Origin of the sequence: Nocardioides sp. 31GB23 (assembly GCF_040012395.1) — a bacterium.
GTDB classification, from domain to species: Bacteria; Actinomycetota; Actinomycetes; order Propionibacteriales; family Nocardioidaceae; genus Nocardioides; species Nocardioides salarius.
Map to the genome: position 1 here is coordinate 1 of NZ_JBDYKJ010000099.1, position 13,748 is coordinate 13,748.

The following is a 13,748-nucleotide window of genomic DNA, read 5'->3' on the forward strand; positions in this document are numbered from 1 at the left end:
CCAACGAGGGTGGTCTCTCACCACCCCTCGACACACACAGCGCCTCGTGGCGCACAGCTCCGCCGCGAAGAAAGCCGACGCCGTCCTCAGGATGTGGTTGGCCCGACGCAGCTCACGGTTCTCCCGCTCGAGCTCGGCCACCCGCTGCGCGTCGCTGGTCGTGGTCCCGGGCCGGACACCCTCGTCGACCTCGGCCTGTCGAACCCAGTTGCGCAGCGTCTCGGGGTGCATCCCGAGCTGCTCGGCCACACGATTGATCGCACCGTGCTTGGTCTCGGGGTCCTGTCGGAGCTCGACGGCCATCCTCGTGGCTCGCTCACGCAGCTCGTCGGGGTACTTCCTGGGTGCTGCCATGACTCTCATCCTCCATGGATTGAGAGCCTCCATCAGACCCGGGGCGATTCATGAGGCCGTTCACGGGCGTCGAGGAGTTGACGGGCATGCGCAACCTGAATCCCGGGTTTCGTGGAGGCCTGGTCGCGGTTGTGCGAGGGTTCCTTGAAGAAGCCCGCAGGACTCGCTGCCTACCCATTCCGGGTGTTCACGCCCGCTTTCACACGACGGAAACGCATCCAGGCCGCCCGAGTCCTTCGGTGCGCTCAGCATCGACCGGGCCCGGCCGTGATGTCTGGCTCGCTGGTGAACCCGTGGCGTCGACGCGTACCGAGTCCGACGTGTTGGCCGCACTGTCTGAGCCGCCGAGGATCGTTTTTACCCAGCGCCAGCTCATCAACCACGTCTGGGGACCCGAGTGGCTGGGCGATGGGGCCTGCTCGACGTTCGCATCGGGCGTCTACTACAAGGACCCCACGGGCTTCGCGAAAGCGCTCAAACCTATCTACCCGCCGCGGACGGTGGCTGTCCCCGGGTGCGCTCTCCCGGGGGTCGGCCGCCGCGCAACCCGAGTTCGACACCTGCCGTGACTCGGTCTGGGGCACGAAGTACCCCCATGCGGTCGGGACCCGGCAAGCCGCGTGGGAAAGGATCATCCCGCACCTGGCGTTCCCGCGCGGGCTCCGCGGGGACTCGACGGCCGGCGTCCGGGGCTTGACCCTCCCGATCCGTGCGTGGGGTGGGTCCCCACCCGGGATGCAGGTCAGACCGAGAAGAGACCCCAGAGGGCGCCGGCTCCGATCCCGAGCGCGACGCTGAGACCGGCGGTCACGACCGCCGTCGTCGCCGACCAGGCAGCAGGGACGAACGCTCCTGGCAGGGTTCGCGCGGGCGGTTCCCCTCGGCCGTAGACGGGTGCGATCCACCGGAGGTAGTAGAAGAGGCTGATCACGGTGTTCACGAACACCAGCACGGCCAGCCAGGCAAGTCCGCCGTCCCAGGCGGCTGCGGTGGTGGTGAGCTTCCCGGCGAAGATGACGGTGGGCGGGGTGCCGACGAGCCCGAGCAGCGCCACGACCAGGGATGCGCCCAGCCACGGCCGGGCTCGGCCCATGCCGCGGTAGGAGTCCAGGCCGCGACGGTCAGGGAAGGCAGTCGTCACCGCGAAAGCCGCGAGGTTGGTGACGGTGTAGCCGGCGAGGTAGAGCAGCAGGGAGGGCAGGGCGAGGTCGCTGCGCCCGGCGACCGAGACCGGCACGAGCAGGTAGCCGACCTGGCTGACCGTGGACCAGCCGAGCAGGCGCCGGGGGTCGGTCTGCCAGTAGGCGGCGAGGTTGCCGAGCGTCATGCTGGCGACCGCGAGGACGGCGACCAGCAGCGGCCAGGCAAGGGTGTCGGGGAGGATGGCGATGAGCCGGTAGGCGGCGACCATCGCGCCGATCTTGGGCACGGTGGTGAGGAAGGCCGCCACCGTTCCGCCCGCGCCCTCGGCGGCATCGGGCACCCAGTAATGTCCCGGCACACCGCCGGCCTTGAACATCAGTCCACCCAGCACGGCCACGACGCCCGCGGCGACCACGCCCTGTGGCGCCTCGGCAAGTCGGTCGGTGAGCCCGGTGTACGACGTGGTCGCGGAGACGCCGTACAGGAGCGTGACACCGACCAGCAGCAGGATGCCGAACAGGGCACCCAGCAGATAGGTCTTCATCGCAGCCTCGGCTCCGCGGGGCGTGCGCGCGATGCCGATCAGGCCGTAGAGCGGGATGCTCGCGAGCAGGAACCCGACGGTCACCACGAGCAGGTCGTCGGCGCCGGCGAGGACGAGCGTGCCGGTCGTCGCGAACAGCAGCAGTGCGTAGGTCTCGCTCTCCCGCGGCGAGCCGGCGATCTCGTCCGCGGCCAGCGCCAGGACGATCAGCGTGCCGAGGGCGGCGACGATCCGCGCCACCCCGGTGGTGGTGTCCACGGTGAAGGTGCCCTCCATCGCCGGCTGGGCCGGGCCGGGGAGGTCGACCGCGGCCAGCGCGGCCGCGGTGACCAGCGCGGCCGCGGCGATGACGCGGGTGACCCACTGGCGGGTCCGCGGGAGGAAGGACCCGCTGACCAGGACCGTGAGCCCGCCGAGGAACAGCACGATCTCCGGCAGCAGCAGGAGCGGCCGCATGGCCATGTCGGAACCCACGGGCCTACCTTCCGACGAGCTCGACGGCGATCTCGGCCGCGGGCTCGATGACGGCGAGCAGTGGGCGGGGGAACACTCCGATGAGCAGGGAGAGCACGAGCAGCGGGGCGACCGCCCAGACCTCGGCGGCGCGCAGGTCGGTGAAACCGACCGAGCTGCCGCGGGTCTCGCCGGTGAAGATCCGCTGGAGCGCGCGGAGGAACAGCGCCGCGGTCAGGAGGATTCCGACGAGTGCGACGGCGGTGACGGGGGCGGCGGCGATGCTGCCGGTGAAGATCTGGAACTCCGCGATGAAGCCGGACAACCCGGGGAGGCCCAGGGAGGCGAAGGCACCGATGGCGAAGAACGCGGCGAACCGCGGGGCGGGTCCGGCCAGGCCGCCGTAGGAGTCCATGTCGTAGGTCGCTGCCCGGTCCTGGAGGACGCCGGCGAGGAGGAACAGCGCACCGGTGATCAGGCCGTGGCTGACCATCTGCGTGACGGCACCGGTGACCGCGACGGACCGGGCCAGCGAGGTGTCCCCGGCGACGAGCCCTGCGGCGCCGACGGCGAGGACGATGTATCCCATGTGGTTCACCGACGTGTAGGCGACCATCCGCTTGAAGTTCGTCTGGGCCAGGGCCACCAGGGCGCCGTACACGACGGAGACGATGCCGACGACGATGATCACCCACGCCCAGTCCCGCCACGCCTCGGGCAGCATCGGCATGGCGATCCGCACGAACCCGTAGGTGCCCATCTTCAGCAGCACGCCGGCCAGGACCGCCGAGCCGATCGCCGGCGCGTCCGTGTGGGCCGGGGGCAGCCAGGTGTGGAACGGCACGGTCGGGGTCTTCACCGCCAGCCCGACCAGGATCGCGGCCAGCACCAGCCCACCGGTAAGCGACGACCCGGCGAGCGGGGTCTGCTCGGCCAGCTCGACCATGTCGAAGGTGTGCGGGTCGGCGGCGATGTAGAGGCCGATGAACCCGACGAGCAGGGCCAGGGAGCCCAGGAACGTGTAGAGGAAGAACTTCATCGCCGACCGGGCGGCGTTGCCGTGTCCCCAGCCGGCGATCACGAAGTACATGCCGACGATCGAGAGGTCGAAGAAGACGAAGAAGAGGATCAGGTCGGCGGCGACGAACAGGCCCATGCTGACGCTCTGCAGGAAGAGGAACAGCGCGGCCTGGAGACGCGGGCGGTCGGTCTCGCGCAGCGCGAAGATCGCGCAGGCGAGGAAGATCACCGCTGTCATCGCGATCAGCGGCAGGGACAGCCCGTCGACGCCGAGGTGGTAGCTGCTGTTCACGCCGGGAATCCACGCGGCCTGCTCCTCGAAGGCGAGTTGTCCGGCGGTGGGGGTCTCGTAGCGCAGCCATGCCGCGACCACGAGGGCGAGGTCAGTCGCTGCGACCACGACCCAGGTCCACCGTGCGGCCGCGTCGCCGAGCCGCGGGAGCGCGAGCAGGGCCAGAGCGGCGGCCAGGGGCAGGAAGACGATCAGACTGAGCACGTTCACCTCACCGTGACGAGGAGCAGGACGCCGATCGCGAGCACCGCGACGGCCTGGATGTAGTACTGGTGCAGCTGGCCGGTCTGTGGACGACGTGCGAGCCGGCCGAGGCGGCGCAGCTGCGCAGCGAGCCCCTCGACCGCGCCGTCGAACCACCGGTCGTCGTCACGGGCCGCACCTGCCGCGGCCCACAGGGACGCCCGGGACGTTGTCTCGACCGCACCGTCGAGCACCCGGTCGTCGAAGGCCGCTGCCCGACGCGCCAGGCCGAGCGCGACCGCGGCGGACCCGGCCACGCCCCGGTCCAGGATCCGGTCGTCGAAGCGCGCCAGCGCCTCTGCCAGGACGAGGGTCGGGCGTACGACGAGGGCCTGTGTCGCGCGCTCGAGACCCAGCCAGGCCAGGGCCCAGCGCGGTTCCGGCACCGGACGCCACCACACGAGCGCCAGCACCGCCAGTGCGATCACGACGGACGCGGCCATCTCCAGCGGCGTCGGGTGGAGCGGCTCCTCGCCGAGCGCCCGGGCGACCGTGTCACCCACGGGTGGCAGCGCCAGGAGGCCGAGCACGGTCGCGCCCACGGCGAGCACGACCAGTGGTGCCTGCTCGGGCATCCCGATGCGGCGGGTGCCCGGTTCCTCCTCGTCGTAGTGCTGCTCGACCTCGGCACGCGCCGCGTCGGGGACGTGCCGCCACAGCACGACCATGATCTTGCCGGCGTAGGCCGCCGAGAGCGCGGCCGCGGCGAGGCCGACGGCGTAGAGCCACGGTGACTCTGCCAGCGCCGCGGCGAGGACCGCGTCCTTGGTCGCCCACAGCGCCAGCGGGGCGACGCCCGCGAGGGACAGCGCACCGGCGGTGGCGGCCCAGCCGACCAGCCGCCACCTCCGAGCCACGCCGCGCAGGCCGGGGAGCTGCTTGGTGCCGAGCGCGGTGAGCCAGGCCCCGGCGGCGAGGAAGAGCAGCGCCTTGGTCGAGGCGTGTGCGACGAGGTGTGCCGCTCCCCCGCTCACCGAGGCCAGCCCGGCGCCCATGACCACGAACCCGAGCTGGGCGGAGGTGGAGGCGGCGAGGAGCTGTTTGAGGTCCTGCTGTGCCACGGCGACGGCGCCGAGCAGCAGCGCCGTGAGTGCGCCCACCCAGGCAGCAGCCGGCGCGGCCCAGCTCGTCGAGGCAAGCAGCGGCTCGGTGCGCAGCAGCAGGTATCCGCCCATGGCCACCATGGCGGCGGAGTGCAGCAGTGCGCTGACCGGGCTCGGTCCCTCCATCGCGCGCGACAGCCAGAACGAGAACGGGAGCTGGGCCGCCTTGCCGAGAGCCGCGACCAGGACACCCGCCGCGACGACGTGGCGCCACCCCTCGCTGGCCGCGGGCAGGTCGGCCAGTGCCAGGCCGGCTCCACCGGCGAGTGCTGCACCGGCCGCGACGTACAGCCCGACGTCTGCCGTGCGCGTGGTCACGAACGCCGTGATGCCGGCGGAGACCCGGTGGTCGTCGCGCCACCAGAATCCGATCAGTGCGAACGACGTCGCGCCCATCACCTCCCAGGCGAACAGCAGCGCGGGCAGCGTCTCGGCAGTCGCGGTCAGGAGAGCGGCGGAGGCGAAGAGCAGCATGAGTCCGTGGAACCGGGCCTGTGACTCCCGGATCTCACCGGCCGAGAACACCAGCACGAGCAGGCTCACGACCGCGACCGTCGGTGCGACCAGCGCGGACAGGGCGTCCACCCCGAGGGCGAGGTCGCTGCCGGCCATGAACGGCACTGACACCCTCGGACGTTCGAGGGCGACGACCACCGACAGTGCGGTCGTGGTGAAGGCCGTGGCCAACGACACGGCGGCCGCCGCCCGCTCGAGGCGGGAGAGGGCGAGCCCGCCGCCCACCACGGCGGGGAGCAGTACGAGCAGCCAGAGTGCGGTCTCGGCCATGGACCCGGTCACCCCGACAGGTCCGTGGCCATGTCGGTCATGTCGGCGCCACGCTCACGATGCAGCAACGTGGCGACCGCGAAGCCCATCGCCATCTCAACTGTCATCGCGGCGATGATCACCATGAGGAGGACCTGCCCGGTCGGGTCGGGCGCGAGGAACCACCAGACGCCGGCAGCGGCGAGGATGACGGCGTTGATCATGAGTTCCAGGCCCATCATCACCATCACCACGACCTGCTGGGAGATTGCGCCGTACAGCCCTACGCTGAAGATCGCCGCGGCGATGAGCAGGGTCGCCTCCAAGGTCATCTGCCGACACCTCCCGGCTGGGGGTCGTCTGCGGGGCGCTGCTTCAGGTCATCGCCGAACCGGTCGTAGCGGGTGCGGTGCGCGGCCAGCACGACGCCAGCCACGATCGTGGCGACCATCACCGGACTGATCACGGCCATCACCAGCATCTTCGGGCCCATCAACGCCTCCCCCAGCGCCATCGTGACGTCCGGCGGGGGGCTGCCCCGGCGGGTGGGCCAGTCGACCATCAGGATGCCTGTCGCGAGCGCCAGGAACGTGGTCAGGGCGACGGCGATGGCGGTCTTGTTGCTGTGCACCATGCTCATCGGCATCAGCGCGGGGTTCATCCCCATGAACATGACCATGTAGACGGCCATGATGGCCATCTCCATGAGCATCATCAGGATCGTCACCACGCCGACGTAGTTCTGCTGCAGGAAGAGCACCTGCAGGCCAACCGCGACGAAGGACAGGGCGAGGGCGTACGTCGCGCGCGCCATCGAGTTGACGTAGAAGACCGCAGCGCCGCCGAGCACGGCGACGAGCCCGATCCCCCAGAAGGCGATGTCGGTGATCACGTTCACGACCTCCCGACAGCGATGACGGCGACGACCAGGTCCTGCAGCAGCACGGCCGGGAGCAGCAGCATCCAGCCCACCTCCATGAACTTGTCCGGCCGGAAGGCCGGCAGCCGCCGCCGCAGCCAGACCAGGACCGCGAGTAGGGCAACGGTCTTCACCAGCACCCAGGCCCAGTCCGGCAGCAGCGGGCCGGCGCCGCCGCCGAGGAACATCGGGACCGCGAACGCGGCGCCGGCAGCCAGCAACGCATATCGCCCCGCCTCGAACACCAGCCGGTCCACGCCCGACAGTTCCGCTCGTGCCCCGCCGGCGACGTCCGTGCCGATCGCCGGAGCGAACGGTCCCCACACCGAGAAGGCGGCGACCCCGAGCAGGTAGACGAGGAACGCCACCGGCATCCAGGCCACGAACCAGAGTCCGTCCTGGGCCGCCGCGACCCTGCCGACGTTCAGGCTCTCCGCGGCGATCGCCGGAGCGACCAGGGCAAACATCAACGGAAGCTCGTAGCCCAGCCCGTGCGCCAGGAACCGGTAGCCGCCGACCAGTGCGTGTGCCGAGTTCGCGCCCCACCCGGTCAACCACACCAGCGCCCAGACCATCACGTCCATGGCGTTGAACCACATGACCCCCACGTCGAGGTCGAAGATGGTCCACTCCCCCAGCGGCACGACCGTCACCATCAGCGCCGCCACTACCAGCAGCCCGGCACCCCCGAGGCGCCACAACAGCCGGTCGGCTTCGACGGTGGTACGACGCCGCTGCCGCATCAGCCGGGCCGCCTCACCGAACGGCCGGACCGGCCCGGCCATCGTCCCGCCCGGCTTACCCCCCGCACGCGCGGCGAGGGCACCGTCCAGCATGGCAGCGGTTACGGCCAACACACCCAGAATCCCCAACGCGGCAATCGCCCAGCCGGGTGCCACGGTGGTGATCGGCGAGTCCGTCATCGGCATCGGGTCAGCCATGGGACACCTCGTGCTCCGCCTGTCGGGCGAGCAGCTCGTGGATGTCGAGGCTGGCGAGGACCAGACGTGCCGTGGCGAGATCCAGACCCATGACCAGATGTGCCAGGTGGTCGGTCGAGAGTGTCCGGCCGGCGTCGTTCGTCCGACTGCCGGTGTCACCGGCGGCGGTCGCGGCAACACCGGCGACCGCCCGGTCCAGCATGCCGATCAGCCGGTCATAGGTGTCACCGACCGCGTCGGCCGGCAACCCCCGGGCGTGGGCGTCCTCGTCGCTCAGCCGCCTGACGCCTCGAAGCGACCAGCGCAACGTCCACGAACGACGGACCCTCCGGCGCAGACGCTCGAGTTCCGACCCCGCCGCTCCGTCCCCGGACTCCAGGGCGGTGTCGCGGACCCTTCGGGCCTCTGCCGCGGCGTCGTCCCACCCCGCCAACGCCAGGAGCGAGGCGATGTTGTCGATGCCGCGGGCTGGCCTGAAGACTTCGTCCTCTTGGCGGGCAGGCCCGTCGACGAGCTCGGCCTGTGCCTCGACGATGACATCGCCCTGAAGCGAGCAGCGCAACACCAGACCGGCCGGCCAGTGCGGCAGAACAGGCCCGCAACGCACCTGCAAGACGTCCATCTCGAGGCCGTCGCGGTCCTCGCCGCCCTCCGCGAGAGGGATGCCTCCCGGGGACGTCTCCATGTCGCCGTGGTCCATGCCCTCGTGGCCCTCGTGGCCGCCGTGGTCCATGCCCTCGTGGCCGCCGTGGTCCATGCCCTCGTGGCCGCCGTGGTCCATGCCTTGGTGGCCGCCGTGGTCCATGCCCTCGTCGCCGCCGTGGTCCATGCCTTGGTGGCCGCCGTGGTCCATGCCCTCGTCGCCGCCGTGGTCGATGCCCTCGTGGCCGCCGTGGTCCATGCCCTCGTGGCCGTCACCTGGACCGTGGTCCATGTCTCCATGGCCGCCATGACTCTCGGCTCCAGGTCCGGCGTGCTCGGCGAGGAGTTCGGAGGCGGTGGGTCGCTGCTGCGCGTCACGGCGGTGGTGGTCGGTGTCGAGCAGGCCGGTGTGTGCTTCGTCCAGTCGAGCACCCACTTCGTCGCCCGCGTGCACGTCCACGCGCACCCGTGGTCCTGGCATCTGGTGCCAGACGCCCTCGATCGCTTCCGCGAGCTCCGGCCCGGGTTCGCCGCACACGACGAGTACGTCGGCGTCCGCGGGTGAGTCGGCGAGCCGCCATCCTCGCGCGAACAAGTTGCGCTCCGCCGCCATTCGCGTGCGCCACGAGCCCGGCACCTCGACGACCAGAGCGTGAGCGTGCCGGGAAGCGCTCCGTGCGAGCGCGTCACTCAGACCCAACGCAGTGCCCCCTCCCGCCATGCCCAGAGCACGGCGACGAACAAGGCAGCCAGGAAGAGGAACATCTCGACGACCGCGGTCACGCCGACCTGTGCGACGACGACCGCCCAGGGATACATGAACAGCATCTCGACGTCGAAGGCGAGGAAGAGCAGCGTCGCGAGGTACCAGCGCACGTGGTACCGCGACAGTGCGTGCTGCGCGGGGGCCCAGCCCGACTCGAAGGGAAGCACGTTTAGCGAGTCTGGCGCTACGGCGGTGAGCCTGTGCAGCGCGTACAGCCCGAGTACGAGTACCCCGACCGCGCTCGACATCACGACAACCCCTGCGTACATGACTCTCCTCTCGCGTTCAGATCGTCGCCACCGGCTGACTATGGACGGGGATCCGTGCTCAGGGGCTGGCCTCGAAGTCCGGGACGGGGCGCTGCTTGGCCTCTTCCTCGGGGGTGGCGGCACCGTTCTTCTCGATGTCCTCGATCAGCCACTTCATCTCGGCGATCTCGATGCGCTGAGCCTTGATGATCTCGTCGGCCAGCTTGCGCACACGCACGTCTTCGATCTCGGACCGCTCGCTGGTGAGGATCGCGATCGAGTGGTGCGGGATCATGCCCTTCATTTAGGACTCGTCCTGCACAAACGTCTGCGACCGGGACAGCCACAACGCGGAGCCTCCCACGACGAGCGCGGCCACGATGATGGCGACGTTGACCTTGACGTTCTTGTACATCATCCCCCACATGAAGCCGACGTGCTTCTTGTGCTGCTCGTGCTCGGAGGACTGGTTCTTCTCGGACTTCGTGGTCATGCTGGGACTCCTCTCATCGGGGATACTTATCCATATCGCCGGTTGTGACACGGAGCTTGTCGTCGGTGATCCGGCGCAATGGTTCCGCCTGCGCCTATCGGTCGCTGTCACCTCGGAGCTGACGGAGACGGCCCTGGTACTCCTCGTCGGTGAGCTCGCCACGGGCGTAGCGCTCGTCGAGGATCGCTTGCACTCGAGTTCTCCCGGTCCCCGGTCCAGGCGCGCTGCCACTGCCGCGGTTCGTGCCTCCGCCGCTGCCGCGAACCAGCAGCACGACGACGAGGACGATGACCAGGATCATGATCGGCCAGATGAACCACATCCAGCCCGTGCCCCCTCCGCTGCCATACATGGGTCTCACCTCTCTTTCCGATCCCTGGAGCCTGTCGGCCCCGCTGTGTTGTCAGGCGACCCGCTCTGGACGGCGACCGCCGCAAGGTCACCTGGCCAGGACGGTGCCCATCATTCCGCGGTCCTCGTGGTCAAGGATGTGACAGTGGTAGACGGTCCGACCGCCGAAGTCCTCGAACGCGACCCGGACCTTGACCTGGCTGCGGGCGGGAACGTTCACCACGTCGAGCCAGACCGGCTCAGACAGCTCGCGGCCGTCGACCTCCAGCAGTTGCATCGGCCACACGTGCAGATGGAAGGGATGGTCCATCGGGCTGTCATTGCCGATGGTCCACTCCTCCACCGTGCCCATCCCCACCTGCTGGTCGATCCGGTCGGCGTCGAACTCCTCACCGTCGAAGGTGAAGCTCATCGGACCGTCGCCGCCGCCCATCATCCCGCCCATGCCCATCTGGAAGGTGATCGACCGACGACCATCGACGTCAGCCTCACGCAGGTCGCGGACAGCCGGGCCAGGCGGGATCCCACCCGCGGCTCGGTTGCCGCTCGCGGAAACGCCCAGGCGGGCGAGCGTCACCGGCCCGTCACCGCCTGACATCGGGCCCCCACCCATCATCTGGCCCATCATGCCGCCACGGTCGACCGGCATCGCGGTGAGCTCGCTGCTTCCCTCGGACAGGTCGACCACCAGGTCGAGCCGGTTCCCGGGGGCGAGCACGACGTCCTCCAACCCCATGTCCCGGGGCAGCCGACCCAGGTCGCGACCGACCACTCGAGCCCGCTGTTCTGGCAGTCTCAACGCGAGGTAGCGGGCGGTGCAGGCATTCACGACGCGCCACCGTTCACGCTCACCTGATCGACCCTTGAGGTCCGGCTTTGCGGCACCGTTGACCAGGACGAGCTCACCCTCGCGGCCCATCATCTGCTCCATGGTGGACGGGCTGACCAGTGAGCCGCCGGAGTCCAGGGTGATGTCGGAGACGACCATGACCCGTTCCCGGTCGACGGTGATCTCGTCGTCGTCCTCCACGATGATGGCGCCGTAGAGTCCGCCGAACACCTGGTCCGCGACCGTGCCGTGGTGGTGCGGGTGGTACCAGTACACGCCTGGTGGATGGTTGTCGGGCAACCGATACTCGTAACGATGCGCCTGGTCCGGTTCGACAGCGACGAACACGTTGTCGCCGTTGCCTTCGGGTGAGACGTGCAGCCCGTGCACGTGCAGGTTCGTGACCCGATCGAGCCGGTTCACCAGCTCCACCCGGAACGTGTCGCCCGGGCGGAGCCGCAACGTGGGGCCCGGCACACCGCCGTTGTACCCCATGGTCGTGGCCCGCCGGCCGGCGACCTCGTGGCTGCCCAGCGCAGCCTCCAGCCGTACCTCCAGCAGTCCGCCCTTGCTCCGGAGAACCTCGGGCTCGGTGAACAGTTCCCCGGCGACGGGGTCCAGGACCGAGGTGGACAGCTCTCGCCACAGGCCCGTGCCACCGACGACGGTGCCCACCAGGCCGGCACCGCCCATCGTCAGAGCCGTGCGTCGGCTGATCGGTTTCACGATTGCCCCTCCTTCAGGACGCGCGACCGGTGCTGGTACTCCTCCGTGCTCAGCTCGCCTGCCGCGTACCGCTTCTCGAGGATCTGTCGGGCACCACCGGTCCCGCTCGGCCGACCGGGCCGGCCCGAATCGGTTTCGAGGCCTCCTGCCAGCACCCGCACCGCCGTCACCGCCAGTAGCACGACGCCGAGGACCAGCAGCACTCCGTAGAACAACGCGATCATGGGCGACCGACCTCGGACCACGTGGCACCAGTATCGGTGGACACGAGGACGCCGCCCTCCGTGGCGGCATACCACCGCGACTCGGTGGCGGTCAGCGCGTAAGGCACGTCCGGGAGTGATCCGACCTCCCGCCAGGAGTCCCCACCGTCGTCGCTGCGGTAGACCGACCCCTCGGGGCCGGCCCCGACCAGCAGGTCCTCGCTGTCCCAGTCCAGGAGCAACAACCGCGGCGCGGACTGCACGAGCTCGGGAGACCCGGAGACCTGGAGTCGGACGAGCGAGCCGCTGCCATCGGTCAGCAGCACAAGATCGGAGTTGCCTGGATGGGCAGCCACGTCGGCGGCGGGTAACTGGCCCAGGTCGCGCCACCGCCTGCCGTCCTCGGTGGACATGAGGCGCCCGCTCTGAGAGTCGACCCCGTACACGCGGTCACCGGCCGCCTCGAGCGCATGGAAGTCCGCCTCCCCTTCCAACGAGAGCGACCTCCACGTCCGACCGGAGTCTGTCGACTCGGAGAGTCCGAAGTGCGCGGGTCCGCCGGCGCCCGGCTCGGGGTGACCACTCATCAGGAAGCGGTCCGCGTCGGCGATGGTGAACGACATCGCATCGAAACGCTCCTCCCCCACACGCTCGAAGCCGTCGGCACCGAGAGCGAACACCCCGTGATGACTCGCGACGTAGAGCGTGTCGTCCGCGGGGTTCACGTCGAGAGAGTGGATATGGCCGAACTCCTCCTCGGCCGCCGCGGCGGCCGAGGCGGTCGGGTTCTCTGTAGAGCTACAGCTGGCGAGCAGGGCGGCGGCCATGGAGAGGCCGACGACCAGAGGGAGACCAGAAGACAGACTCAGCGATTTGCGCGTCGCGCACATGCGCATACTCCAAATGAGATCGAATGACGGGCAGGACAGACGCACCGGACCCATGCGGGTGGTGCGCCGGTGTGCCTGATCAGATCCGGAGTACGGTCAGCTGTCGTTCGAACGGCGGTGGCAGCCCCGCCACGTCGAGCGCGTCGACGACCCCCGTCATCAGACGCAGCAGACGCCATCCCCCGCCACGTGCCGCAATAGCGAGCAGCCACAAGCCCAGCGCCAAACCGGGCGTGAGCATCATCAGGCACAGCGCGAGCAACCCCCCGTCTTCCGCCGGCGGCGCCTCGTCCCCGGCAACGACGCCGAGGGATGCGACCACGCCCACCGTGGTGTCGGTGGTCATGATGATCGTCGGGGCGGCGTGGTGCCCGACGTGCTCGCCGGAGTCCGGCCCGGACGCCAGCCCGTGCATGCCAACGATTCCGAGCGCGACTGCGCACAGGAGGACGACCAGCGGAAGCCGCGTCCTCACGGCTCCCGGGAAGGTGCGGTCGGCAAGAGTCATCGCATCCTGAGTTTAGGCACAGCCACACCCGGCCGCCAGCCAGGCACCTTGATCCTGCCGCTGTGAGGGCAGGCAGCGCCGCCGGACCCGAGGAGCGATCACGTGCCATCGGCACTCGTCAAGAAGGAAGACCGCCTTTGACGTCGGCTGCGAACGCTTCACAACGATCCCGAGTTCCAACGAGCCGTGTCCGCAGCGCGACAACGTCGCGCGTCATAGTCCAGGACGGCCCTTTTCAGGCTCTTGTGACCCTTCCGTGGGTCGCTGAGCGTGGCCTGATGTGGCGCACGCCGTTCTCTGTCTAGGTTTCTGGCT

The 13,748-nt window shown here is 69.8% G+C and carries 17 protein-coding genes; 1 reads left to right on the forward strand and 16 read right to left on the reverse strand.

The window, feature by feature from the left end; all coding sequences use genetic code 11:
• The 8 genes from ABKW28_RS21385 to ABKW28_RS21420 all read right to left on the reverse strand — a co-directional run.
• Positions 1–354, reverse strand: a 354-nt coding sequence (locus ABKW28_RS21385; protein ID WP_348613110.1) for a transposase, incomplete at its 3' end; no start/stop codon positions are given.
• A gap of 742 nt (positions 355–1,096) precedes the next feature.
• Positions 1,097–2,503: an NADH-quinone oxidoreductase subunit N gene (locus tag ABKW28_RS21390; protein ID WP_348613112.1), complete on the reverse strand. Its 1,407-nt coding sequence runs from the start codon at positions 2,501–2,503 to the stop codon at positions 1,097–1,099.
• A 16-nt stretch (positions 2,504–2,519) separates the two neighbouring features.
• Positions 2,520–4,010: an NADH-quinone oxidoreductase subunit M gene (locus tag ABKW28_RS21395; RefSeq protein ID WP_348613114.1), complete on the reverse strand. Its 1,491-nt coding sequence runs from the start codon at positions 4,008–4,010 to the stop codon at positions 2,520–2,522.
• Positions 4,011–4,012: 2 nt separating this feature from the next.
• Positions 4,013–5,938 (reverse strand): proton-conducting transporter membrane subunit, encoded by a 1,926-nt coding sequence (locus tag ABKW28_RS21400; RefSeq protein ID WP_348613116.1) that lies wholly within the window; start codon positions 5,936–5,938, stop codon positions 4,013–4,015.
• A gap of 8 nt (positions 5,939–5,946) precedes the next feature.
• A complete protein-coding gene (locus ABKW28_RS21405) occupies positions 5,947–6,249 on the reverse strand; it encodes an NADH-quinone oxidoreductase subunit K (protein WP_193667652.1) in 303 nt (100 codons plus the stop codon).
• The gene (locus ABKW28_RS21410) at positions 6,246–6,809 is read right to left on the reverse strand and encodes an NADH-quinone oxidoreductase subunit J (RefSeq protein ID WP_224280471.1); all 564 of its coding nucleotides are present in this window, start codon (positions 6,807–6,809) and stop codon (positions 6,246–6,248) included. Before ABKW28_RS21410 ends, ABKW28_RS21405 begins: the two co-directional genes overlap by 4 nt.
• A 2-nt stretch (positions 6,810–6,811) precedes the next feature.
• A complete protein-coding gene (locus tag ABKW28_RS21415; protein ID WP_224280473.1) occupies positions 6,812–7,777 on the reverse strand; it encodes a complex I subunit 1 family protein in 966 nt (321 codons plus the stop codon).
• Entirely contained in the window at positions 7,770–8,477 is a 708-nt protein-coding gene (locus tag ABKW28_RS21420) for a hypothetical protein (protein WP_348613118.1), read from the reverse strand. Before ABKW28_RS21420 ends, ABKW28_RS21415 begins: the two co-directional genes overlap by 8 nt.
• Here ABKW28_RS21420 and ABKW28_RS21425 point away from each other — a divergent pair.
• Positions 8,469–8,984, forward strand: a complete 516-nt coding sequence (locus ABKW28_RS21425; RefSeq protein ID WP_348613120.1) for a hypothetical protein — start codon at positions 8,469–8,471, stop codon at positions 8,982–8,984. The two genes, ABKW28_RS21420 and ABKW28_RS21425, sit on opposite strands and share 9 nt — an antisense overlap.
• Before the next feature lie 125 nt (positions 8,985–9,109).
• On the opposite strand, the gene ABKW28_RS21430 is transcribed toward ABKW28_RS21425, so the two are convergent.
• From ABKW28_RS21430 to ABKW28_RS21465, 8 genes are all read right to left on the reverse strand, one after another.
• Entirely contained in the window at positions 9,110–9,454 is a 345-nt protein-coding gene (locus ABKW28_RS21430) for an NADH-quinone oxidoreductase subunit A (protein WP_193667655.1), read from the reverse strand.
• 58 nt (positions 9,455–9,512) lie between these two features.
• On the reverse strand, positions 9,513–9,737 hold the full coding sequence (locus ABKW28_RS21435; protein ID WP_204797285.1) for a DUF305 domain-containing protein: 225 nt from the start codon (positions 9,735–9,737) through the stop codon (positions 9,513–9,515).
• Entirely contained in the window at positions 9,738–9,926 is a 189-nt protein-coding gene (locus tag ABKW28_RS21440) for a hypothetical protein (RefSeq protein WP_224280479.1), read from the reverse strand. It abuts the gene before it with no gap.
• 94 nt (positions 9,927–10,020) lie between these two features.
• Positions 10,021–10,278 (reverse strand): SHOCT domain-containing protein, encoded by a 258-nt coding sequence (locus ABKW28_RS21445; protein ID WP_348613122.1) that lies wholly within the window; start codon positions 10,276–10,278, stop codon positions 10,021–10,023.
• A gap of 87 nt (positions 10,279–10,365) precedes the next feature.
• Positions 10,366–11,832 (reverse strand): multicopper oxidase family protein, encoded by a 1,467-nt coding sequence (locus tag ABKW28_RS21450; RefSeq protein ID WP_348613124.1) that lies wholly within the window; start codon positions 11,830–11,832, stop codon positions 10,366–10,368.
• Entirely contained in the window at positions 11,829–12,056 is a 228-nt protein-coding gene (locus tag ABKW28_RS21455; protein ID WP_348613126.1) for a hypothetical protein, read from the reverse strand. Before ABKW28_RS21455 ends, ABKW28_RS21450 begins: the two co-directional genes overlap by 4 nt.
• Positions 12,053–12,925 (reverse strand): F510_1955 family glycosylhydrolase, encoded by an 873-nt coding sequence (locus tag ABKW28_RS21460; RefSeq protein ID WP_348613128.1) that lies wholly within the window; start codon positions 12,923–12,925, stop codon positions 12,053–12,055. The genes ABKW28_RS21455 and ABKW28_RS21460 overlap by 4 nt, the downstream gene beginning before the upstream one ends.
• Before the next feature lie 79 nt (positions 12,926–13,004).
• Positions 13,005–13,433, reverse strand: coding sequence for a hypothetical protein (locus tag ABKW28_RS21465; RefSeq protein ID WP_224280486.1), 429 nt, complete (start codon positions 13,431–13,433; stop codon positions 13,005–13,007).
• Between the last annotated feature and the right edge of the window lie 315 nt (positions 13,434–13,748).

Coding starts and splice junctions, on each gene's coding strand:
- ABKW28_RS21390 (WP_348613112.1), bottom strand. CDS start 2,503: ATGGCCATGCGGCCGCTCCTGCTGCTGCCGGAGATCGTGCTGTTCCTC.
- ABKW28_RS21400 (WP_348613116.1), bottom strand. CDS start 5,938: ATGGCCGAGACCGCACTCTGGCTGCTCGTACTGCTCCCCGCCGTGGTG.
- ABKW28_RS21405 (WP_193667652.1), bottom strand. CDS start 6,249: ATGACCTTGGAGGCGACCCTGCTCATCGCCGCGGCGATCTTCAGCGTA.
- ABKW28_RS21415 (WP_224280473.1), bottom strand. CDS start 7,777: ATGGCTGACCCGATGCCGATGACGGACTCGCCGATCACCACCGTGGCA.
- ABKW28_RS21420 (WP_348613118.1), bottom strand. CDS start 8,477: ATGGACCACGGCGACATGGAGACGTCCCCGGGAGGCATCCCTCTCGCG.
- ABKW28_RS21430 (WP_193667655.1), bottom strand. CDS start 9,454: ATGTACGCAGGGGTTGTCGTGATGTCGAGCGCGGTCGGGGTACTCGTA.
- ABKW28_RS21435 (WP_204797285.1), bottom strand. CDS start 9,737: ATGAAGGGCATGATCCCGCACCACTCGATCGCGATCCTCACCAGCGAG.
- ABKW28_RS21440 (WP_224280479.1), bottom strand. CDS start 9,926: ATGACCACGAAGTCCGAGAAGAACCAGTCCTCCGAGCACGAGCAGCAC.
- ABKW28_RS21445 (WP_348613122.1), bottom strand. CDS start 10,278: ATGTATGGCAGCGGAGGGGGCACGGGCTGGATGTGGTTCATCTGGCCG.
- ABKW28_RS21455 (WP_348613126.1), bottom strand. CDS start 12,056: ATGATCGCGTTGTTCTACGGAGTGCTGCTGGTCCTCGGCGTCGTGCTA.
- ABKW28_RS21460 (WP_348613128.1), bottom strand. CDS start 12,925: ATGTGCGCGACGCGCAAATCGCTGAGTCTGTCTTCTGGTCTCCCTCTG.
- ABKW28_RS21465 (WP_224280486.1), bottom strand. CDS start 13,433: ATGACTCTTGCCGACCGCACCTTCCCGGGAGCCGTGAGGACGCGGCTT.